The sequence below is a fragment of the Solemya velesiana gill symbiont genome (assembly GCF_002020805.1).
In the GTDB taxonomy this organism is placed as follows: domain Bacteria; phylum Pseudomonadota; class Gammaproteobacteria; order Chromatiales; family Chromatiaceae; genus Sedimenticola_A.
The window spans coordinates 1-22911 of sequence record NZ_MPRJ01000045.1; the positions used below are offsets into that span (position 1 = coordinate 1).

Consider the following 22911-nt stretch of genomic DNA (forward strand, 5'->3'; position numbering starts at 1 on the left):
CAAGCCATTCCAGTGGACCAAGAGTGCTGAGAAAATTATTGCCTCGGTGAATAGGGCAAAGAATGCGTTGCCGAATTAACCGCATGGCCCACTAGCGCTGCTCGCCGGTGTCAACCTGCCAACCAGGGGTGAGGTGAAGATCCTGGGAGAGACGATCAACCGTCTATCCGGCGCCAGGCGTGACCATTTCCGTTCGGACCATATTGGTTTTGTCTTCCAGCTGTTCAACCTCATTCCCTACCTCTCTGTACTGGAGCATGTCACCCTGCCTTGCCGTTTCTCCGGTTTGCGTAAGCAGAAAGCGACCGAATCAGGAAGGAGCCTCCATGATGAAGCCATGCGCCTGCTGACGCACCTGGATATGGCACATGAAGACCTCATCCACCGCCCGGTAACGGAACTGAGCATCTGCCAGCAGCAGCGGGTGGCGACGGCCCGGGCACTGATCGGCGCACCCGAGATCATCATCGCCGATGAACCCACCTCCGCCCTGGACAGCGACATGCGCCAGGCATTTCTCCGGCTGTTGTTCCAGGAGTGTGAGGAGACCGGATCGACCCTGCTCTTCGTCAGCCACGACCGTCAGCTTGAGTCCCTTTTCGAACACCACATCACCCTGGATGAGATCAATCGTACACAGCTGGGAGCGCAGTGATGTCGACCATCTCCCTGGCCTTCAAGAGCCTGCTGAACCGCCGCTTCACGGCGATCCTGACCCTGGTGAGCATCGCCCTGAGCGTTTCACTCCTGCTGGGGGTTGAGCGTCTGCGGGTGGAATCCCGCAACAGCTTTGCCAACACCATCTCGGGTACCGACCTGGTGGTTGGCGCACGCAGTGGCGCCATCAACCTGCTGCTCTACTCGGTATTCCGCTCGATCAGGTCTATCACGCCGTACTGGGACACGAGGTGGCCCAAAAACTCGCCTACAAGGTAGGCCAGAAGATCGTTATCGCCCACGGCGCCGGCAAGACCAGCTTTACCCTGCACGATGACAAGTCGTTCGAGGTGGTGGGCATACTCAAACCCACTGGCACACCTGTGGACCGTACCGTACACGTCCCGCTGGAAGGTATCGAGGCGATCCACAAGGACTGGGTTGCAGGCAGACAAGTGGCCGGCTTGAAAATCAGTGCCGACGAGGCCCTCCAAAAGAACCTGACACCCAAGGCGATCACCGCCTTCCTTGTGGGTCTCAAGAGTAAGATCGCAACCTTCCGTGTTCAGCGCGCGGTCAATGACTACCGCAAGGAACCCCTGCTCGCCATTCTGCCCGGGGTGGCCCTGCAACAGCTCTGGGACCTGATGAGTGTGGCCGAGAACGCCCTGCTGGTGGTCACTGTCCTTGTTGTGGCCGTCGGCCTGATCGGCATGTTGACCGTGATGCTGACCGGTCTCAATGAACGGCGCCGGGAGATGGCGATACTGCGTTCGGTGGGCGCACGCCCGGGACACATCCTGCTCCTGGTCACCGGCGAGAGCCTGCTGCTCAGCCTGGTGGGAATCGCACTCGGCCTGCTGCTGCTCTATTCCGGTTTGCTTCTTGCCCAACCCTATATCGAGAGCCAATATGGTCTCCACCTGCCAATCGGCCTTCCCTCGATCCGGGGGTGGCTGATCCTGGGACTGGTTGGAACTTCCGGCCTGATTATTGGCCTAATACCCGGTTATCGCGCTTATCGCTACTCCCTTGCCGATGGCATGAGCATACGAATCTAGAGGTCCATTAATGAAATTCTGGTTTGCCATACCGCTATTATTTTCAGTCGTAGTATCCCTCAGCACCGTACATGCAGAACCGGCCCAGGAGCTGGAGTGGGACGCCATGATTCCCGAGGACTACCGCCCTGACAAGATCATGGAACAGTTCGGTGATATCAATGAGCTGGATGACAATGACCCCAGGGCACAGACGATACTGACGGAACTGGAAGCGGCATGGAATGCAGCCCCGGTGGTGGAGAGCCTGGACGGCAAGCGGGTCAAATTGCCGGGCTTTGTAGTGCCCCCTGAAGGCGACGGCAAAAAGCTGAGCGAGTTTCTGTTGGTGCCTTACTATGGCGCCTGCATCCATGTGCCTCCCCCTTCGGCCAACCAGACCGTCTATGTAAAGGTACCCAAGGGTGATGCCAAGATACGTTATGCCTTCGACACGGTCTGGGTTTCCGGCATCATGAGTGCCAAGTCTTTCAGCAGCGACCTGGCGACCGCCGGTTACCAGATCCAGGCAGAAGAGGTGACACCTTAAGAATGAATACTGCCTGGCATTCATTCGCCTGCACAATCGTCCTATGCGGCCTTCTTAGCCCCCAGCTTCATGCAGAGGAACTGTCCTGTCACCTGCATGCACCGGATGACTACACACCTTCCAGCAGACAGCCCCTTATCATACCGAGAGTAGGCAATCGATCAGAGTGCGAGCAGCTGAACCTGCAACGCTTCGGTTCAAGGGGAAGATGCCATTGCACGCAAGACCCTATCAGTAGTGACAGAATGAGCCCCCTGGATTTTTCCCAACCTATAGAGCGAGAAGACCAGCTCCCCTGAAATAAGCGTCGATTGCTAAAATCGACCTTCAACGTCCCTTCCTGCACAATCGGCATATCCACTCTATGCAACCTGGGCAGAGATCCAATCTATAATGAGCCATATTGGTCATTGATTACTGCAGCAATCCCCATTTGCAGTATTCGGGTCGAGAAGATGGCCGCAACCCTGGGTGCACCGGCAGGATCTATAGAAGAGGGGGACAGAGTAGACATGGCAAAGAAGAAGAAAGCGGGAAAAGAAGAACTCAAGAAGTATAAAAAGAAGGCACTCAAGGCCGAGAAGAAACTGAAAAAGCTGCAACAGGAGATTGCCTAGCTGGATAAGAAATTGGCGAAACGCGATGTCAGAATTAAAGAGCTGAAACGCCAATCAAAGGACAAGGAGGAGAAAAAGGAAACGTCTTTGGAGAATATTCAAAGATCGGTTTCAACAGACCTCTCTCGGGATGCGCTTCGGAAAGCGGGATTTCTGCGGGAACGTTATGAGCATCACCTCGGGCTGAACAAGCCCAAAGAGGTGGCCCGGCATGACGCCAACCAGGACCTGATGGAGAATTATGGTCCTGACAGCGAATTCACTGACCAGGAACTGGAGGATGTGCTTAGCTAGCAGCCTGTCCGGCGAAAAATCATCGCGCAGTCCATCCGCCATCCAATGTAAGACAACTGCCGGTCATGGTTGGCTCCAGCGGCTGATAAAAGGAAGAGCACCGCTGCGGCAATTTCTTCAGCTTTTGTGAAACGCAACGTGGGTTCCTTTTCCCGCAGCAGTGTGTCCGAAGCGTCGCTCACTGAGATCCCCTCTGTTTGCGCTATCTTCTCGATCTGCGCTTCGACGAGCGGCGTAAACACCCACCCGGGGCAGATGGCGTTGCAGGTGACGTTGCGCTCGGCATTCTCCAGTGCCGTCACCTTGGTCAAATCGACGACCCCGTGCTTTGCCGATACATAGGCAGCCTTGTTCAGGGAGGCCACAAGCCCATGGACGGAGGCGATATTGATAATGCGCCCAAAGTCGCGCACCTTCATACCTGGCAAGACGGCCGCTGTTGCGTGAAACACGGCTGAAAGATTGGCAGCGATGATATCGTCCCATTTCTCACGCGGGAAGTCCTCCACCTGGTCAACGTGCTGGATTCCTGCATTGTTCACCAGGATGTCGATCGCACCGTGCTTTTCCTCTACCGCGTTCATGTAAGCCTGAATTTCATCGGGATTACGCATGTCGACTTCCCTATGGTGAACACCACCGTCAGGGCTTCGATTTTGAATCCGCTCAACAGCTTCGGCAATGGCCTGTTGCGTACCGAGACCGTTGATGACCACCGTAGCTCCCTCTGCCGCGAGGCCTTCAGCAATCGCCAATCCGATTCCGCTTGTTGCTCCGGTCACAATTGCAGTTTTTCCATCAAGTTGGCGGGCCATAAATATTCCTCAATGTCTGCTTTCTGACACTACGTAAAATAGTTTGATTCGAACTGCTTACCAATCACCCGGCTCCCAACCAGGAAGCTGGAGCCTTCCAGATTATTCTTCTGATTCTAGTACTCAAACACACTCCCATGGAAATAAGGCACTGGAGAAATACTCTGCCCCTTCATCTAAGAGTAGCAATGAACAATACAAAAAGAGAATACCTTAATAGGTAATAACCACCTGGGATGTGGCACACAGAAACTAAGCGAGTCTTCGACCTCGTGAAAGATTTTGGGACATCCAAGTCCCCAAAATCGACTCGGCCTTCGACAGCCTATTAGTGCCCCGGACGTCCTGGTCACTCACGGCTACCAGGGACTAACCGCCTCAGCTTTCAGCCTTCCATAGCGGTCAGCGGAGGAGGAGGCCCTAGATCAGCTCTTTACCCAAAAAGCTTCTCAAGGCAGCCAGAAACTCGTCCGGCTTTTCGGAATAGACCCAGTGCCCGGCACCTGGAACGCTGCGCAGGCAGGCAAAGGGGAAAGTGTCTCGTATGATTCTTTCATGTTCATGCTGGACATAATCGGAGTTGCCGCCATAGATGAACTGAACCGGCCCGAGATACTGGCTGTTGTCATCCACGTCCGGAAAACCGATGATCCCATCCAGCCCTTTTTCTATGGCTTCAAGGTTTACACGCCAATTCCACTGCCCGGCCTGCTGTACAAGATTCTGCAACAGGTATTGGCGTAACGCCCTCTGTTCCAGTAGTTGAGCCAGTTTCATATCAGCCTGGCCCCGATCATCCAGCCCATCAAGATCCAACTCGCACAGGGCTTTCAGGATAGTGCCGAAACGGTTTGGATAGCGCACCGGAGAGATGTCCACCACAACCAATCCCTCAACGAGATCTGGATAATTCAGGGACAGCCACATCGCTGCCTTGCCCCCCATGCTGTGCCCTACCAATACAACGGAATCGAAACCCTGATCGTCTATCAGTGCCAACAGGTCCGCTACCATGGCGTCATAGCTGATATCGGAATCGTGGGGAGAACCGCCATGATTACGCAAATCGGGTACGATCAGGTGACAATCACTCCCGAGTTCCCGGGCGATGCTGTGCCAATTGGCGGAGGAGCCCAACAGGCCATGCAAAAGCAACAGGGAGGGGCGGTCTTCGCGAAAAACCCCGTATTCGCGGTAATTGAGCTTCATGGGTTGAAGGGTGCGGGTCATTAAAAAGCGCACAGGGAATGGTCTTACAAGAACCATTCCCTGTTTGGATTTTGCTTAGCGCTTCTTTGGCGGCAACAGGTCGGTGATACTCCCTTCAGCCATCTCTGCCGCCATGCAGATGGTTTCGTTGAGCGTCGGGTGGGGATGGATGGTCAGGCCGATATCCTCTGCATCAGCGCCCATCTCCAGGGCCAGCACCGCCTCACCGATCAATTCGCCCGCATTAATACCAACGATACCGGCACCGAGAATCCGCTTGGTCTCGGGATCGAACAGCAGTTTGGTCATTCCCTCGTCCCGACCGATACCAAGCGCACGGCCGGAGGCGGCCCAGGGGAACACACCTTTCTTATATTCGATACCCTGCTCCTTGGCCTCGGTCTCGGTCAGTCCCATCCAGGCCACTTCGGGATCAGTGTAAGCCACGGAGGGTATGGTCAGTGGATCGAACAGGGAAGGCTGGCCTGCGATCACCTCGGCTGCCACCTTGGCTTCGTGGGTCGCCTTATGGGCAAGCATGGGATTGCCAACCACGTCACCAATGGCGTAGATATTGGGCACATTGGTGCGCATGTGTTCGTCGACGGCGATGAATCCCCGCTCATCCACGTTGACACCGGCATGCTCGGCACCAATCATCTTGCCGTTGGGCACCCGCCCCACGGCCACCAGCACCTTGTCATAGGTCTGGGGTTTCTCCGGTGCCTGCTTGCCTTCGAAGAAGACCTTGAGTCCACCCTTCTGGGCCTTGATCTCGGTCACCTTGGTCTGGAGCATGATACTGTTGAACTTACTCTTCATGCGCTTCTGAAACGGACGCACCAGGTCCGGGTCACAACCCGGAATCAGGCTGGACTGAAGCTCGACCACGTCAATGTCACTGCCCAGGGTACTGTAGACGGTGCCCATCTCGAGACCGATGATGCCGCCGCCGATGACCAGCATCCGCTTGGGAACATCCTCAAGGGCCAGTGCACCCGTGGAGTTGATCAGGCGTGGATCGTCATTCGGAAAACCGGGAATTTCAACCGGCCGTGAGCCGCAGGCAATGATTGCATTATCAAAGGAGATGAAGACCTTGCCCTTTTCGGTATCCACCGCAATGCGGTTGGGCGACTCGAAGTGGCCCCAGCCCCGAACCACTTCAACCTTGCGCTGCTTGGCCAGGCCGGAGAGTCCCTGGGTCAATCTGCCGACAACCTTATCTTTGCCCGCACGCAACTTGTCCAGGTCGACTTTGGGTTTGCCGAAGCTTATCCCCATGTGCTCCATCTCGGCTGCCTCATTGATCACGTCCGCCGCATGCAGCAATGCCTTGGAGGGAATACAGCCCACGTTCAGGCAGACGCCACCGAGGGAGGCATGCTTCTCCATCAATACGGTCTTCTTGCCCAGGTCGGCAGCACGGAATGCCGCCGTGTAGCCGCCAGGGCCGGCACCCAGCACCAGTACCTCGGCGTGAATATCCGCTGCAGTGGTAACCGCCTCGGATACCGGGGCAACGCTGGGCTCATGCCTGGCCTCCGCACTCTCCCCCTCGGCCAGTTCCAGCATAAGTATGGGACCACCTTGTGAAATCTTGTCACCCACCTTCACCAGGACCTTGTTCACCTTGCCTGCATGGGGAGCAGGAATGGACATAGTCGCCTTGTCGCTCTCCAGGGTGATCATCGAATCCTCGACCTCGAGCTGATCACCAGGTGCCACCAGCACCTCGATGATGTCGACTTGCTCAAAATCCCCGATATCCGGCAGCGTGACTTCAATCAGGTTACTCATTCTCTATCCTCAGCATTTATGGGGGTAACGGTATTATTTATGTGGAGCGCACAAAGATTAGCGCAACCGCAGCAAAAAGAGAAACTATTTTTCAGTTTTTCACAGGACGATCATCCTAAAATGAAAAGTAACCACAAATAGCGTTCTATTTTTACCGTTTTTAAGCACTCAAAAGAAAAAAACGCCCGACTTGGAAGCAGAAATTCTAAAATCGGGCACTGTTTTTAAAAAACTAGAGCAACAGTTTTCGCAGATCGCCAAGCAAACCAGAAAGCAGGGTGCTGAATTTTGCCGCCTGGGCACCATCGATCACCCTGTGATCGTAGGAGAGCGAGAGAGGCAGCATCAACCTGGGCTGAAATGCATTACCGTCCCACACCGGCTTCATGGCCGAGCGGGAGACACCCAGAATCGCCACCTCGGGTGCATTTACGATAGGAGTGAAAGCGGTACCGCCAATGCCTCCCAGGCTGGAGATAGAGAAACAACCACCCTTCAGATCAGCCGGTGCGAGTTTGCCCTCGCGGGCACGGCCACTCACTTCCACAAGCTCCTGCGCCAGTTCGAAGATCCCCTTCTTATCCACATCCCGGATCACCGGCACCATCAATCCATTGGGGGTATCCACGGCAATTCCGATATGGAAATACCGTTTGTAGATCAGGTTCTCGCCATCGGCACTGAGGGAGCTGTTGAACTCCGGCATCTGCTTCAAGGCACCGACACAGGCCGTCATCAGGAACGGCATGAAGGTGAGGCGGATATCCTGCTTGGCGGCAATACCCTTCTGCTCCTGGCGAAACGCCTCGAGATCCGTGATATCCGCTTCGTCGAACTGGGTAACATGGGGCACATTGAGCCAGCAGGCGCAGAGATGGGCACCACTGATCTTCTTGATACGACTCAGCGGCTGCTCGTCGATCTCGCCGAAGGCGGAGAAGTCCACCTCGGGTATCGGCGGCAGGGTCAAGGCACCACCCCTGGCAGGAACCGCACCACCTCCTGCCAGAACACTTTTAATGAAGTTCTGAACGTCATCCTTGGTTACGCGCCCCTTGGCGCCGGAACCTTTAACCTGCAACAGGTCCACACCCAACTCGCGGGCGAAACGACGTACCGACGGACTGGCATGAGCGGTGGCAGACGGGGCATCCGATGGCCGTACCAGGACGGGGGGGTGCTGGGGCTGCTTTTCACCCGGCAGGCGTTGAGACTCCTCCGCCGATTCAACCGGCGTCGGGGCCGGCGCCTGCACCGGCTCGACCTCCTCTGCCGCTGGCGCAGGAACGCCACCCTGCTCTGCCGGCTCTTCTGCCGCAGCTTCCTCATCCACGTCCATGACCAACAGCAGGTCGCCTTCACCGACCGTGTCGCCGACCTTGATGGCCACGCTCTTCACCTCGCCTGCGTGGGGCGATGGAATCTCCATGGTGGCCTTGTCGCTCTCCAGGGTAATAAGGGAACCCTCGACTTCGACCCGATCACCGGGATTAACCAGGACCTCGATCACTTCCACTCCGGAAAAATCACCGATATCCGGAACCAATACTTTTGTTTCAGTACCCACTCTGTGCACTCCAACACGCTGTAGAACCCCGCCCCTTTGGGGCAGGACACTGATAAACCTTGATCACACCGTAACCGGGTTCGGTTTCTCGGGATCGATGCGGTATTTCTTGATCGCTTTCTTCACTTCGGCAACGGGTATCTCACCCTGGTCGGCCAGGGATTTGAGCGCCGCGAGCACGATGTAGTAACGATTGACCTCGAAGAACTTGCGCAGCTGGGAGCGCATGTCACTGCGCCCGTAGCCGTCTGTTCCCAGCACCCTGTAATCCCCGGGCACGAAAGTTCGAATCTGGTCTGCATAGGAGCGCATATAGTCTGTTGCCGCCACAACCGGCCCCTTGCGCTTGCCCAGCTGCTGCTCGACATAGCTGAGCTGGGGTTTCTTATCCGGGTGGAGCATGTTCCACCGCTCCTTGTTCAGACCTTCCTTTCGCAGCTCGTTAAAGCTGGTCACGCTCCAGATATCGGCAGAGACGTTGAAGTCCTTCTCCAGCATTTCGCCAGCTGCAATCACCTCGCGCAGGATAGTGCCGCTGCCCAGCAACTGAACCTTGGTCTTCTTGCGCCCTCCGGACTTGAACAGGTACATACCCTTGATGATGCCCTCTTCCACGCCCTTGGGCATGGCGGGCTGCTGGTAGTTCTCGTTCATCACGGTGACGTAGTAGAAAACGTTTTCCTGCTCCTGGTACATGCGGCGCATGCCGTCCTGAACGACCACCGCAAGCTCATAGGCAAAGGCCGGATCGTAGGAGACGCAGTTGGGGATAGTAGCCGCCTGCAGATGGCTGTGACCATCCTGGTGTTGCAGCCCTTCGCCCGCCAACGTGGTCCGGCCGGCGGTACCACCAATAAGGAAACCACGGGCCTGCATATCGCCTGCCGCCCACGCCAGGTCACCGATACGCTGGAAACCGAACATGGAGTAGTAGACATAGAAGGGAATCATGCTGGCGCCATGATTACTGTAGGAGGTTGCCGCGGCGATCCATGACGACATGGCGCCCGCCTCGTTGATACCTTCCTGCAGCACCTGGCCCTTCTTGTCCTCGCGGTAGTACATCACCTGGTCGGAATCCACCGGCGTGTAGAGCTGACCAACAGAGGAGTAGATCCCCAACTGCCTGAACATGCCCTCCATGCCGAAGGTGCGCGCCTCGTCGGGAATGATCGGCACCACGTACTTGCCCACCTTCTTGTCCCTGATCAGGGTGGTCAGAAGACGTACGAATGCCATGGTGGTGGACATCTCTTTGTCACCCGTTCCTTCAAGCAGTGCATTGAAGAAGTCGAGACCAGGCACCTCAAGCTTTGGCGCATCGGTAAAGCGTGCCGGCAAATAGCCGCCCAGTTCCTGGCGGCGCTCCTGCATGTATTTCAGCTCCGGGCTGTCGGCAGGCGGCTTGTAAAAAGGCGTGGCATTGATCTGCTCATCAGGGATCGAAATATTGAACCGGTCACGGAACGCTTTCAGGGCCGCTTCTCCCATCTTCTTTTGAGAGTGAGTGATATTCTGCCCTTCACCGGCAACCCCCATACCGTATCCCTTCACCGTCTTGGCAAGGATCACGGTAGGCTGGCCAGTGTGCTTGACGGCTTCAGAGTAGGCAGCAAACACCTTGTGGGGATCATGCCCGCCACGGTTCAGACGCCAGATATCGTCGTCTGTCATGTTGGCCACCATTTCGGCCAGCTCAGGATACTTGCCAAAAAAGTGCTCCCGGGTATAGGCGCCGCCCTTGGCCTTGTAAGCCTGGTAATCACCGTCCACGCACTCTTCCATGCGCTTGAGCAGGGTGCCGTTCTTGTCCCTGGCCAGAAGCGGATCCCAGTAGCCGCCCCATACCACCTTGATGACGTTCCAGCCGGCACCACGGAAGACGCCCTCCAGTTCCTGGATGATCTTGCCGTTGCCACGCACCGGGCCGTCCAGGCGCTGCAGGTTACAGTTGACCACGAAGACCAGGTTGTCCAGACGCTCACGTCCGGCAAGGGAGATGGCACCGAGCGCCTCCGGCTCATCCATCTCGCCGTCGCCCATGAATGCCCAGACCTTGCGCTTGTCGGTATTGAGAACGCCGCGATCATGGAGATAGCGCATGAAACGGGCCTGGTAGATCGCCATCAGGGGACCCAGTCCCATGGAAACCGTGGGGAACTGCCAGAAACCAGGCATGAGCCAGGGGTGAGGATAGGACGACAAGCCATCGCCATCGGCCTCCTGGCGGAAGTTATAGAGTTCATCCTCGCTGATCCGTCCCTCCAGGAAAGCCCGGGCATAGATACCCGGAGCAGAGTGCCCCTGGAAAAAGATCAGGTCGCCGTCCCGGGAATCGGTGCGACCACGGAAGAAATGGTTGAAACCGACATCGAACAGGGTGGCCGAGGATGCGAAACTCGAAATATGACCGCCGAGCTCAGTGGAGATGCGGTTGGCCTGCACCACCATCGCCATGGCATTCCAGCGAATAAAGGAGCGAATTCTGCGCTCCATGGCACGATCACCGGGGAAACGTTCCTGCTGGGTGACAGGAATTGTATTGACGTAGGCCGTGTTGGCACTGAAAGGGAGATAGGCACCGGAACGGCGCGCCTTGTCCACCAGTTTTTCAATCAGGTAGTGAGCACGGTCAATACCCTCATTTTCAAGGACACCTTCCAACGCATCGAGCCACTCCTGTGTTTCCTGCGGATCTATATCAGGTTTCATCGCCATAAACTCTCTCTTGGCTTCTATTAGTTCATTTTTTATTTCCCTTTTAATGACGGGAAACATTCAGTACATCTATAATAGATATTTCTATTATTGACATTCTTAATGCTTTGTATTGCGTGGTGCAATATACAAGATTCCCCCATCATATCCAACCCCAAATAGTTCGTGGGTTATGACGAAGACTAGGTAATAGAAGAGCCCTCAGAGTTAAAGCGTAGACGGGTTATTTCGCGGTTTTATTATTGATTTCAGGGGTAATGGAAGGATTGGACGCTACTACCAGGATAGCCTGCGTCGCGCCTATCACCGTGGGAGCCGCGCCCCCGCGGCGAATGAGTCCGTTACACAGCCGGTGATTCGATCAATGCCACTATCGGGGCGAGGGCGCCCCTCCCACACCCCTCCCATTCCTACAAGCAGCGATCAAGTCGACCAGACTACTCTTTCTGTACATCGCCGCTGCTGTGCATCCCTGCACCCGCGGCATACCGTACATCCTGTACATAAAAAAAGCCTGCGAGGTTTCCCTCGCAGGCTTTTTCATCGAATCCGAAACTGCCGGATTAGATCGGGCGATGTATGCGACGCTCTTCCATCTCTTTGCGCATGGAAGCGTGGCGCTCGCGAGCGGCCTCGCGACGCTCTTCAGCCTGCTTCATCATCTCGTCACGACGGGTCTGCATCTCTTTGCGCACATCTTCATGACGGGCACCGAACTCAGGCGCCTCGAAGGGACGACGGGCAATCGAAGGGAACTCGGGTGCTTCGAAAGGACGACGAGCCATCGGCGCGAAGTCGTTGCCGAAAGGCGTTGCAGTGAACTGCTCAGCGATCTTACGCTGGGCCTCTACGGCATCCTGCATCATCTTGGCCTGCTGTTCAGTGAAAGCTTTTTGCTGATCAGCAATGGTCTGCTGCTGTTCTTCACTCAGACCGGCAACAGGTGCTGCGTAAGGCGCGTAGCCGTAGGGGGCATAACCGTAGTGATAAGGGTGGCCATAGCCGTAACCACGACCATAGGCACTGCTACGGGCGCTGAAGCTCATGTTGAAGGCACCATCGCCCCAACCATTGCCCAGGCCGTTCCAGGGGCCACCGCCCCACCATGCACTGGCGGTCATGGAAGCGGTAGCAAGTGCTGCAGCTGCAGCCAGCTTGATAATCTTTTTCATGGACTAATCCTCGGTTAACTGAGCGATTAGCCTTCAATCGTCAGTCTATGCTTGTTTTCGGCACGATCCTTGTGCCCAGGCCATCCCTGGTGTCAGATAAGACGGTCGGTCTTACTTGGCTTCTGCAGCAGGAGCAGCAGGTGCTACCGGAGCAACAGGAGCGTAGGGGGTAGCCGTAACCACCGTAGTAGGGGTGGCCGTAGCCGTAACCACGACCGGAACCGGAACCACGACCGCTGAAGTTCATGTTGAAATCACCCCAGCCGTCACCGAGACCACTCCAGGGACCACCGCCCCAAGGACCACCCCACCAGGCAGAGGCGGAAGTGGAAGCGGAAGCGGAAGCGGAAGCAGAAGCAGAAGCAGAAGCAGAAGCAGAAGCAGCGAGCATTGCAGCGATAGAAGCAGCTTTAACAATCTTGTTCATAATCTTCTCCGTAAAATAATCTGATTCGTTCAGTTTTTTCACCGGAATGCCTTGTACTCCTACGCTTTCCTAAATTACACAATATTAGTATTTACTTAATATAACAAATTACAATTTTATATTGTTTATATAGAATTCTCATATACCCCGATAGTAATTTACTTCCTGATGTTAACCCGCCGCCATATTAAGTCCATCCATGGCCAACCGCTCCTGCGCATCCCTGCGCCCGCGGCATACGACCGCCATGGATGGCGGAAGCGCAGGAAATGCATGGAGCAATTTCCTGTCCGTACTTCCTGTACATAAGTCACTCTCGAACATCCATGTTCTCCGCGACATAAGGCCATCCCTGGCCAAAAAAAGCCCCTTCGGTTGAAGGGGCTCTTTGGACATTCTGGCTGTGCGGGTAATCTACTCTTCGAAGTCTTCAGGCGGCGGGTTTCCGTCGTATACGTCGCTTCGTCGCTTCTGCAGATAGGCGTCGCGACTGAATTCGTAGGGATCAAGCGCTGCCTCTTCCAGCACACGGCTTGCACCCAGCAGATCTGCCCGCTTGTCGATACCTCTCAGCACGATGAGGCCGTTGCGCCAGCGGTTCGGTTTTACGTAACGCACCGGATCGGTGTACCAATCCACCACGATTCCGAAAATGCCACGCCCACTGGTAGAACCGAGAATAGGCAGCACGATGTAGGGACCGGGGCCGGCACCCCAAACACCCAGCGTTTGGTCGAAATCCTCGCCGTACTTATCCAGGTTCATATTGGAGGCCACGTCGATGAAACCGAGAATACCCAGCGTCGAGTTGACCAGTACCCTGCCTACATCGCTTGCAGCACGCTTCAGCTTGAACTGGAGCAGGTTGTTGATAGCGGAGCCCACATCAGCAAGGTTGCCGAAGAAATTGGTGATGCCCTTGTCGATTGGAGTCGGCATGATGGCCTTATAGCCTTCGGCCAGGGGTTTTACGATCGCCCGGTCCAGGGCATCGTTGAATTCGTACATCGCCCGGTTGAAACCCTCGATCGGGTCACGGGGATCACTGTAATCATTTGTGGTTGCACAGCCGGACAGCAGCACCAGCAGCCCGGATAAAAGGACAACCCCAAATCGATTTAGTAGGCCTCTGTTCGCCATTTATTCTTATTCCTTTAATCGCCTTTCTTCTAACCAGATCTAGGAAACACCAGTTCCATAGTTAAAGTTCCGTTGAATCTACCACATCTATGAGCCTGGAACACCTATTAAAAACGGTTCAGTTTACAACCTCGTTTCAATAAACGAGATCTACTGAAAAACCCTGCTCCCTCAACAGCACCAGCAAACCCGCCTCACCCGGCAGATGCAATGCGCCTACGGCAGCAAACAGCCCGCCCTCATACATCAGGGGTTCCAGGCGCTTCGCTATTCTGCGATTCCTGTCATCCACCACCCTCTGCTTAATCTGATAACCCAACGCTTCATCACTCAGGCTCAGGGATTGGTTGCTCAGTTCAGCCAGTTTGCGGAGGTCTCTCTGCAGGTAAGCCTCAAGCAGTTGTTGATTCAACATCGGCAGCTGATCCAGATTATTTAGCGTATCCACCAACAATGCCACTTGGTCGGTTTCCGGCATACCATCAAAGACATCGAGTTGCTCCTGCACCGTCTCCAGCCCAATCACTTCAATCCCTTTCTGCACAGCCAGGCGATACAAGTAGAAACCCAAAAATTCGCCCGTCTCAGCCGGGGGCACGCTCAACATGGTCGTCACCGTCCATGGCTTGAACAGACGTACGGCAATCTCCGGCATTCCTCGATCTGCCATGGCCTCCACGCAGCGCCTGTAGATCTCCTCTCCGACAACGGATTTCAAGTCTCTCCCATCGTCATACACCACAATAATCAGAGTAAGAGCGCTGCATCAAGTGTCACCTCGATAGCAAGCCGCCGACTATGTTGAAAGGCGTCACCTACCGGGCCAGGAAGATCCATCACCCGCTTGTCTTCAGAGTGAATGGTGCCAAAAAGGTAACTGATTTCACCGCCAGGCGCCTGTATTCGATAGAGCAGGCCATTGTCGCCGGAGGGTTGCGCAAGAACCAGCCCACTCAGCAGCAAAAGCAGCAAAAGCAGCCACAACATCCCTTTCAATACCGCCTTCCGGCAAGCCATGTTCACCCCTCTTTCACTATCTGGACACAGATTCCCATGGAATCACTATAGCAGCCCCGCCGGTTCGTAAATCAAGCCCATATCCTTTATCCTTTGCGCCCATGACCGACTCCCTCTACAACCCGAATATCGCCAATCGCTTCCGCGGCTTTCTGCCCGTTGTGGTCGATGTGGAAACCGCCGGTTTCAACAACCAGACCGATGCCCTGCTGGAAATCGCAGCCGTCACCCTGTGTATGGACGAAGAAGGACTGCTACACAAGGCGGAGACCATCGCCTGTCACGTCGAACCCTTTCTAGGGGCCAATATCGACCCCAAGGCATTGGCGTTCAATGGGATCGACCCCCACCATCCTTTCAGGGATGCCCTTCCGGAGTTGGATGCGCTGAAAAAAATCTCCAAGCCCATTCGCAAGGCAATCAAGGAGAGCGGCTGCACACGAGCCGTGCTGGTAGGTCACAATGCCTTCTTCGACCTCGGTTTCATCAACGCCGCGGTTGAACGTACGGGTTACAAGCGCAGCCCGTTCCATCCCTTCAGCACTTTTGACACCGTTTCCCTCTCGGCCCTGGCCTACGGCCAAACGGTCCTGGCGAAGGCAGTGCAGGCCGCGGGTATCGACTGGAGCAACAGCGAAGCCCACTCTGCCATTTACGACACCGAAAAGACCGCGGAACTGTTCTGTACCATCATCAACAAATGTCACAAATGCTGTCCCGAAAGGCCCTGGCTGCCGGTGGAGCCTGCCTAGGCGAGTTGCCTGCCCGTACATCCTGTACATCGCCGCTCCTGTGCATCCCGTACATAAAAAAGCCCGGTACGCTTCAGCGTAACCGGGCCCCATTCATACCGAGCGGAGAACAGCTGTCAGCTCTGCTCTTCTTCAGGCCAATTCTTGGCCGCTTCCGCAGCCATCTGCTGCAACTCGCCACTGGCGTGGAGTTCCAGGGTGATGTCGCAGCCGCCTACCAGCTCACCGTTGATGTAGAGCTGGGGGAAAGTCGGCCAGTCGGCGTAGCGTGGGAGGTTCTCGAAGATCTCGGCATCTGCCAGCACATTGACATAGGCAAAATTCACACCGCAGTCCTGCAGTGCTGCTGCCGCGCGGGAAGAGAAACCACACTGGGGAAACTGGGGGGTACCCTTCATGTAGAGCACGATGGGATTGCCTTCCACCTGCTCCCTGATCCGATCCAAAACGTCCATCACTCACCTCACTACCGAGAAAATCTTAAAAACCTAACATAAGGCTTCACAGGCGGGTTTCAAGCCCCCTGCCGCCAAACAACTGAATTCCTTAAAGGATCCCAGAAAATCCACGCTTCGCCTATTGGCATAAATACCAGCCCGGTTTTCAGAAAAAAACCATTTAAAAAGGCTTGGCCACAGCAATGACCGTGGTAACCAGCCCCAATACCAAGTTGAACCCGATCAGGCGGCGTATCAGCGCCATGCTGGCCCCCGCAAGGGGCAGTTCACCGGCGTCGAGGGCGCGCCCCATGCGCTGGTATGGCATGCTGTAGATGAAGATAAAAATTCCGGCCATCACGGTCCCGACAACCAGCATCACGAGAACGTGAAGCCCAGCCTCTGCATTGAATGGAACGAAATAGATCCGGTACCCGGAGACCAGAATCAGGACCACCGAGAGCCAAACCCAGCGAAAAAAACGATCCAGTACGCCCTTGAGCAGGGGTAGTCGCTGTGGCAGTTCCAGCTGTTCAGCAGCCACTGGCCGCAGTGCCATGTGGGCAAAAAACATCCCGCCAACCCAGATAACACTTCCCAGCACGTGCAGGGTCATTGCAATCGACAACATACAAACACCTAAACAATCAATTCTCTTAAATTAAGCAGCATCCACATTACGTTGCAGCCAGAACTCCAGCAGCGCTGCGTGCCAAAGCTTGCTGCCTTGTAGCCTGGTGTGGTGCATTTCGGGAGCGGAGAGCAGCATGTCCACGTAGGCACGACTATAAACACCCCGCTCCAGGCAGGCCTGGGAATTGAGAATGTCGCGCATGCATTCCAGAAAATCACCCCGGACATACTTCAGTGCAGGCATGGGAAAGTAACCCTTCGGGCGATCGATCACCGCGTCGGGCAGTATCCCCCTGGCCATCGCCTTGAGGGGATATTTACCCCCCTCCCGCAACTTGAACTCGGGGGGGCAGCGGGCCGCAAGCTCCACCAGGTTCTGATCGAGAAACGGCACCCTCGCCTCCAGCCCCCAGGCCATGGTCATGTTGTCCACCCGCTTCACTGGATCGTCGACGATCAGGGTAGTCACATCCATGCGCAGGACCGCGTCCATGAATGTATCCGCCGCCGGCTCTGCCAACAGCTCGGCGAGCTTAGCGCTGGTATGATCCTCCCCCCGGTAGCCTTCGTTCACGCCGTGGAGATACTCCTCGTGATCCCGGTCGAAGTAGTGCCTGGCAAAACGCTCAACCGGAGTCCCCTCGGTTTCTGCCATCATTCTCGGATACCAGAAGTAGCCGCCGAACACCTCGTCAGCGCCTTGCCCGGACTGCACTACCTTGATCTGCTTTGATACCTGTTCCGCAAGCAGGTAGAAAGCCACGGCATCCTGGCCAAACATCGGCTCCGCCATGGCATCCACTGCCTCCGGCAGTCGTTTCAGCACCTCGGCATTGGGAATGTGGTACTTGTGATGGTTGGTGTCGTAATAAGCCACAACCTGATCCGAGTACTCGAACTCGCTTCCTTTCTCGTCTGGGTGATCCTCGAAGCCCACCGAGAAGGTACGCAGGTCACTCACACCTGTTTCAGCCAAAAGGGCAACCAGCAGGCTGGAGTCCAGCCCGCCCGAGAGCAGCACACCCACCGGTACGTCCGCAATTTCATTGCGTTTCTGCACCGCAGAACGCAGGGCGTCATGGATCGCCTCCAACCACTCACCGTCGCTCAAGGGCTTATCGGGGCGCATGGCCGGCAGGTTCCAGTAACGGCGCAGGGTGCGCCTGCCTTCGGCGTCGATTCTCATGCAGTGTCCCGGCTGCAGCTTTCGCACACCGTTCATGATGGTGCGCGGCGCCGGAATCACTGCATGCAGGGTGAACTGGTGGTGCAGGGCCACCGGGTCGATGCTGGTATCAATACCCCCTCCAGCGAGGATCGACTGGGTGTTGGAAGCGAAACGGAAGAAACCTTCACCGGCAGCGTAGTAGAGTGGCTTGATGCCCATACGGTCCCGGGCCAGGAACAGGCTGTTATCCCGCTGACCCCAGAGAGCGAAGGCAAACATGCCGCTGAGACGTTCCACACACCGCTCCCCCCAGGCATGGTAGGCCTTGATGATCACCTCGGTATCGCCATCGGAGAAGAAGTGATAGCCCATTCCCCGCAGCTCCTCGCGCAGTTCAGGGTAATTGTAGATGGTACCGTTGAACACCAGGGCAAGACCCAGCTGCTGATCCACCATCGGCTGGTTGGCATGCTCGGTCACATCGATGATTTCTAGGCGCTGATGACCTAAAGCCAGGGGGCCGTCACCAAAGAAACCACCATGATCCGGACCGCGCCGCTCCAACTTGGCGGTCATACGCTGGATCGCCCCCATATCGGGCCTCTGCCCATCGAATCTCAGCTCACCACACAACCCGCACATCAGGTTTACTCCAAAACAAAAGGGGCACTCTGATCAGAGTTCCCCGGGAATTCATCAAACGCTAACTATAGTATGTTGCCATATTCTAGTGCCGCGAGTCTGAATTTCATCGTATTTCAGACTCACGTCACCGGCCATGGAATAAACAAGGTAATCATCACTCGTATCTGTTGCTAAGATGCTTTCTTGCCGGTACGAATCGAGGGAGTAGAGATGCCGAATGCAGATATCGGGTTAATCGGATTGGCCGTCATGGGCCAGAACCTTGTCCTCAACATGAACGACCACGGCTACCGGGTCGCGGTCTACAACCGATCCAGGGAGAAGACGGATGCCTTCCTCGACGGCCCGGCCAGGGACACCCGCGTAATCGACACAAGCGCACTTGAAGAACTCGTGTCCTGCCTCCATCCCCCGCGCAAGATCATGCTGATGGTCCGCGCCGGCAACGCAGTGGACAGTGTCATCGCCCAGCTCCTCCCCCTGCTGGATCAAGGGGACATCATCATAGACGGCGGAAATTCACGCTTCACAGACACCGAAAGACGTATGAGCGAGCTGTCCCAGCAAGGCATCCGCTATCTTGGCTGCGGTATTTCAGGTGGCGAGGAGGGCGCACGCCACGGCCCTTCGGTAATGCCCGGCGGTGACCGGACTGCCTGGCCCGAAGTACAACCCATACTGCAGGCCATTGCCGCCAAGGTGGACGGCGAACCCTGCTGCCAATGGGTTGGAGAAGGTGGTGCCGGACACTACGTAAAGATGGTTCACAACGGCATCGAGTACGGCGACATGCAGCTCATCAGCGAGGCTTACCACCTGATGAAATCGGGACTCGGCATGGAGGCCGACGAGATGCAGGAGGTGCTCAGCGAATGGAACAAGGGCGCACTCGACTCCTATCTCGTCGAGATCACCGCGGTGATTCTCGGCACACGGGACAGTGACGGTGAGCCCCTGTTGGAGAAGATCCTCGACAGTGCCGGCCAGAAAGGCACCGGCAAGTGGACCGGTATCAGCGCCCTGGAACTGGGTATTCCTCTCACCCTCATCGGCGAGGCGGTGTTCGCACGCTGCCTCTCCGCCCTCAAAGATCAGCGCATGCGTGCAGAAGAGATGCTGGGTCGCCCCCAGGTAAGATTTGATGGCGACCGCCAGCAGACCATCAGCGATCTGCAGGATGCACTCTATGCATCCAAGATCATCTCCTACGCCCAGGGCTACATGCTGATGCAGGAGGCGGCCAAAGAGTATGGCTGGAATCTCAGCTACGGCGATATCGCCCTGATGTGGCGTGGAGGCTGCATTATCCGCAGCCGTTTCCTGGGCAACATCAAAGAGGCCTTCGATGCCGCTCCCGACCTGGAAAACCTGCTGCTGGACGACTTCTTCTCCCGTGCAGTACAGCAGGCTGACAACGGCTGGCGCCGCACGGCCGTTCTGGGTATCGAACTGGGCATTCCCCTGCCCGCTTTCACCTCCGCTTTGTCATTCTTTGACGGCTATCGCAGCGGCCGGCTGCCAGCCAACATGCTCCAGGCCCAGCGGGACTACTTCGGCGCTCACACCTATGAACGTATCGACCGCCCAAGGGGTGAGCACTTCCATACCGACTGGACCGGTGAGAGTGGCGATACGGCTTCGACGAAATACGATGTGTAGGACCGACTGGAGAGAATAACATGAATGACTGCACCTACGTGATCTTCGGCGCTACCGGCAACCTCTCCCGCGTCAAATTAATGCCGGCTCTCTATCACCTGGAGGCAGCGGGGAAGCTCACGGCGCAAACCCGTATCCTGGCTATCGGCCGCAGACCATGGAATGACGAAAAGCGCCTGTCGGAGGTGCGGGAGTGGGTGAGCGCCAAGGCCCGTGGCGGGTTGGACGAAACGATCTTCCAGCGCTTTGCCAGCCGCCTCAGTTACTTCCGCGGCGATCTTACAGACAGCGAGATGTACCACCGACTGAAGGAACATCTCGACAATCGTTCTGATCTCCCCGACAACATCGCTTTCTACATGGCGATCCGCCCTGCCGAATTCGGCGTGGTGGCAGAGCACCTGAGCCATGCGGACCTGCTCGATGAGGGGCACGGCTGGAAGCGGGTGGTCATTGAAAAACCCTTTGGTTACGACCTGGAGAGCGCCCAGGGCTTGCAGAAGCGAATCGGGCGTTACCTGCGGGAAGACCAGCTCTACCGCATCGATCACTACCTGGGTAAAGGCACGGTACAAAACGTCCTGGTATTCCGCTTCGCCAATACCATGATGGAGCCGCTCTGGAACCGCAACTACATCGACCACATCCAGATCACCCACTCGGAGACCCTTGGTGTGGGCAGCCGGGCCGACTTCTACGACGGAGCCGGCGCCATGCGCGACATGATCCAGAGTCACCTGCTCCAACTGTTGACCCTGGTGACTATGGAGCCGCCGGTCTCCATGGAAGCCGAGGTCCTGCGCGATGAGAAAGTGAAGGTGCTCAAGTCGATCAGGCCGATTCCCCCGTCGGCCGTACACGCACACGCTTTCCGCGCCCAGTACACAGAAGGCAGTGTCGATGGTGAGAAGGTCCCGGGTTATCTTCAGGAAGACAAGGTCCCACCAGACAGCGTCACCGAAACCTATGCCGCTCTCAAGCTCTACATAGACAACTGGCGCTGGCGGGACGTGCCGATCTACCTGCGCACCGGTAAGCGCATGGCTGAGAGTCAGTCCATGGTCTCCATCTGTTTCCGCCACCCGCCCCAGCAGTTCTTCCGCGACACCCAGGTGGAACGCATGAAGCAGAACTGGGTGCTGCTGGGCATTCAACCTTCGGAGTGCCTCAAGGTGGAGATGACGGTAAAAGAACCCGGGCTGGAGATGCGCACCCGCCCCACCAGCCTGGACGCCAGCCTGCGCCGCACCCACGAGGCGGCCACCGACGCCTACGAGGAACTGCTGCTCGATGTCATCCAGGGCGACCGCTCTCTCTTCCTGCGTTACGACGAGGTGGAGTACGCCTGGCGGGTTGTCGACCCGGTGCTGCGGATATGGTCCACGGAGCGGGATTTTATCCCAGGTTACACCGCAGGCACCTGGGGCCCGGAAGAGAGCCGCCGGCTGTTCGAAAAGGCGGAGCACCACTGGCGCCACAGTATGTCCCCGGAAGATACCTAGGAGCGGCTGCCAGGATGGAGTGGACGATACTGGATGATGCCGAGGCGGTGGCGCGCACCGCACGCGACAGGATCCTCGAGGCTGCCCGACAGGCTGTTGCCGATCGAGGCTGCTTCAAGCTGGTACTGGCCGGAGGCCGTACCCCGGCACTTACCTACCGACTACTGGCGGAAAGCAGCGCCGACTGGCAGAAGTGGCACATCTATTTTGGTGATGAGCGTTGCCTGCCAGCCGATCACCCCGACAGAAACAGCCTGATGGCGAAGCGGGCGCTCACTTCAAAGGTACCTATCCCGCCAGGGCAGATCTATCCCATACCCGCTGAGCTGGGCTCTGAACCTGGCGCTGCAGCCTACACAGCAACCATCGAGGAGGTACTCCCTTTCGACATGGTGCTGCTCGGCATGGGGGAAGACGGGCACACCGCAAGCCTTTTTCCCGGCCACCTGCACCCTGAAAACGAGCTGGTAGTACCTGTCCGAGATGCACCCAAGCCTCCGCCTGAACGCATCAGCCTCAGCAAGGAGGCCCTGGGACGATGCCACAGCCTGCTGTTTCTGATTACCGGGGAGAGCAAGCAGGATGCTGTGAATCACTGGCGCTCAGGCAAGCAGACACTGCCCGTGGCAACCATCCGCTGCCCGGTAGAGTGTGAAGTATTGATCGACTCCCCTGCTTTCGAGGGGAATCGCGTTGTATAGGACCTACAACTTTAAAGCATAAACACCCAAACCAGCGTTGCCGCCGTTACCAAAGCAATTGCAACAACACCGATTACGGTGCACTTGGTGCAGAAATTACCTACCGATTGCATATCAGTACTCATGATCCATCTCCTCCAGTCTGCAGCTGCTTCCATCTTTTGACGGTAAGTTCCGGGTATTCCGGCGCTGCTATCGTAATTATGTAATTCACCGCTTAGGCGGGATAAGCACCTATGCTGGCGCGAAACAGGCTATATTTACACCGACAGCGCAAATATCCTTACAGATATAGGGAATCTCTAAAAACCCACCTTAATCTGCGATAATAACACACACACAACTTTTCAATCACAGTACACAGACTATGCAGCCGAACTTTTTTGCCCAC

General features: G+C 56.3%; 21 protein-coding genes and 1 pseudogene. 9 read left to right on the top strand and 13 right to left on the bottom strand.

Annotated features, from left to right (window positions below; translation table 11 throughout):
- Positions 1 to 97: 97 nt before the first annotated feature.
- The 5 genes and pseudogenes from BOW53_RS07820 to BOW53_RS07835 all read left to right on the top strand — a co-directional run bounded on the left by BOW53_RS07820 (position 98) and on the right by BOW53_RS07835 (position 3158).
- Entirely contained in the window at positions 98 to 655 is a 558-nt protein-coding gene (locus tag BOW53_RS07820; RefSeq protein WP_078487342.1) for an ATP-binding cassette domain-containing protein, read from the top strand.
- Positions 655 to 1718, top strand: a pseudogene (locus tag BOW53_RS07825) (ABC transporter permease). Before BOW53_RS07820 ends, BOW53_RS07825 begins: the two are co-directional and overlap by 1 nt.
- A 10-nt stretch (positions 1719 to 1728) precedes the next feature.
- Positions 1729 to 2247 carry a DUF3299 domain-containing protein gene (locus BOW53_RS07830; protein ID WP_078487344.1) on the top strand — a complete coding sequence of 173 codons (519 nt, stop codon included), beginning with the start codon at positions 1729 to 1731 and terminating at the stop codon, positions 2245 to 2247.
- Between the two features lie 455 nt (positions 2248 to 2702).
- Complete coding sequence (locus BOW53_RS12785) at positions 2703 to 2864, top strand: hypothetical protein (protein ID WP_172838823.1); 162 nt, start codon at positions 2703 to 2705, stop codon at positions 2862 to 2864.
- Between the two features lie 12 nt (positions 2865 to 2876).
- Positions 2877 to 3158 carry a hypothetical protein gene (locus BOW53_RS07835; protein WP_078487345.1) on the top strand — a complete coding sequence of 94 codons (282 nt, stop codon included), beginning with the start codon at positions 2877 to 2879 and terminating at the stop codon, positions 3156 to 3158.
- On the opposite strand, the gene BOW53_RS07840 is transcribed toward BOW53_RS07835, so the two are convergent.
- The 10 genes from BOW53_RS07840 to BOW53_RS13535 form a co-directional block, all read right to left on the bottom strand.
- Positions 3155 to 3973 (bottom strand): 3-hydroxybutyrate dehydrogenase, encoded by an 819-nt coding sequence (locus BOW53_RS07840; protein WP_342748418.1) that lies wholly within the window; start codon positions 3971 to 3973, stop codon positions 3155 to 3157. The two genes, BOW53_RS07835 and BOW53_RS07840, sit on opposite strands and share 4 nt — an antisense overlap.
- A gap of 420 nt (positions 3974 to 4393) precedes the next feature.
- Complete coding sequence (locus BOW53_RS07845) at positions 4394 to 5203, bottom strand: alpha/beta fold hydrolase (protein ID WP_172838824.1); 810 nt, start codon at positions 5201 to 5203, stop codon at positions 4394 to 4396.
- A gap of 54 nt (positions 5204 to 5257) precedes the next feature.
- Positions 5258 to 6982 (bottom strand): dihydrolipoyl dehydrogenase, encoded by a 1725-nt coding sequence (gene lpdA, locus BOW53_RS07850; protein WP_078487349.1) that lies wholly within the window; start codon positions 6980 to 6982, stop codon positions 5258 to 5260.
- Positions 6983 to 7214: 232 nt separating this feature from the next.
- The gene (gene aceF, locus BOW53_RS07855; RefSeq protein WP_078487351.1) at positions 7215 to 8549 is read right to left on the bottom strand and encodes a dihydrolipoyllysine-residue acetyltransferase; all 1335 of its coding nucleotides are present in this window, start codon (positions 8547 to 8549) and stop codon (positions 7215 to 7217) included.
- A gap of 63 nt (positions 8550 to 8612) precedes the next feature.
- Positions 8613 to 11267: a pyruvate dehydrogenase (acetyl-transferring), homodimeric type gene (aceE, locus tag BOW53_RS07860; RefSeq protein WP_078487353.1), complete on the bottom strand. Its 2655-nt coding sequence runs from the start codon at positions 11265 to 11267 to the stop codon at positions 8613 to 8615.
- A gap of 563 nt (positions 11268 to 11830) precedes the next feature.
- Positions 11831 to 12439: a sulfur globule family protein gene (locus tag BOW53_RS13530; protein WP_078487355.1), complete on the bottom strand. Its 609-nt coding sequence runs from the start codon at positions 12437 to 12439 to the stop codon at positions 11831 to 11833.
- A gap of 40 nt (positions 12440 to 12479) precedes the next feature.
- Positions 12480 to 12866 carry a hypothetical protein gene (locus BOW53_RS07870; protein WP_342748419.1) on the bottom strand — a complete coding sequence of 129 codons (387 nt, stop codon included), beginning with the start codon at positions 12864 to 12866 and terminating at the stop codon, positions 12480 to 12482.
- A gap of 414 nt (positions 12867 to 13280) precedes the next feature.
- Entirely contained in the window at positions 13281 to 14006 is a 726-nt protein-coding gene (locus BOW53_RS07875; RefSeq protein ID WP_078487361.1) for an MlaA family lipoprotein, read from the bottom strand.
- Positions 14007 to 14142: 136 nt separating this feature from the next.
- The gene (locus BOW53_RS07880) at positions 14143 to 14748 is read right to left on the bottom strand and encodes a TraB/GumN family protein (protein WP_342748420.1); all 606 of its coding nucleotides are present in this window, start codon (positions 14746 to 14748) and stop codon (positions 14143 to 14145) included.
- 5 nt (positions 14749 to 14753) lie between these two features.
- Entirely contained in the window at positions 14754 to 15023 is a 270-nt protein-coding gene (locus BOW53_RS13535) for a TraB/GumN family protein (protein ID WP_078487365.1), read from the bottom strand.
- Positions 15024 to 15124: 101 nt separating this feature from the next.
- On the opposite strand from BOW53_RS13535, the gene rnt reads away from it, so the two are divergent.
- On the top strand, positions 15125 to 15775 hold the full coding sequence (gene rnt / locus BOW53_RS07890) for a ribonuclease T (RefSeq protein WP_078487367.1): 651 nt from the start codon (positions 15125 to 15127) through the stop codon (positions 15773 to 15775).
- Positions 15776 to 15891: 116 nt separating this feature from the next.
- Here the strand turns inward: rnt and grxD are convergent, their stop codons facing one another.
- The 3 genes from grxD to BOW53_RS07905 form a co-directional block, all read right to left on the bottom strand.
- Entirely contained in the window at positions 15892 to 16230 is a 339-nt protein-coding gene (gene grxD, locus BOW53_RS07895; protein ID WP_078487368.1) for a Grx4 family monothiol glutaredoxin, read from the bottom strand.
- A 163-nt stretch (positions 16231 to 16393) separates the two neighbouring features.
- On the bottom strand, positions 16394 to 16843 hold the full coding sequence (locus tag BOW53_RS07900; protein ID WP_342748421.1) for a CopD family protein: 450 nt from the start codon (positions 16841 to 16843) through the stop codon (positions 16394 to 16396).
- Positions 16844 to 16873: 30 nt separating this feature from the next.
- A complete protein-coding gene (locus tag BOW53_RS07905) occupies positions 16874 to 18655 on the bottom strand; it encodes an N-acetylglutaminylglutamine amidotransferase (protein ID WP_078487370.1) in 1782 nt (593 codons plus the stop codon).
- A gap of 213 nt (positions 18656 to 18868) precedes the next feature.
- Here BOW53_RS07905 and gnd point away from each other — a divergent pair, with 213 nt between their 5' ends.
- Genes gnd through pgl form a run of 3 tightly spaced genes read left to right on the top strand, consistent with a single transcriptional unit; the run spans position 18869 to position 22520 of the window.
- Entirely contained in the window at positions 18869 to 20317 is a 1449-nt protein-coding gene (gene gnd / locus BOW53_RS07910; RefSeq protein WP_078487372.1) for a decarboxylating NADP(+)-dependent phosphogluconate dehydrogenase, read from the top strand.
- A gap of 20 nt (positions 20318 to 20337) precedes the next feature.
- Positions 20338 to 21819: a glucose-6-phosphate dehydrogenase gene (gene zwf / locus BOW53_RS07915; RefSeq protein WP_078487374.1), complete on the top strand. Its 1482-nt coding sequence runs from the start codon at positions 20338 to 20340 to the stop codon at positions 21817 to 21819.
- 14 nt (positions 21820 to 21833) lie between these two features.
- Entirely contained in the window at positions 21834 to 22520 is a 687-nt protein-coding gene (pgl, locus tag BOW53_RS07920) for a 6-phosphogluconolactonase (RefSeq protein ID WP_078487376.1), read from the top strand.
- Positions 22521 to 22911 lie beyond the last annotated feature (391 nt).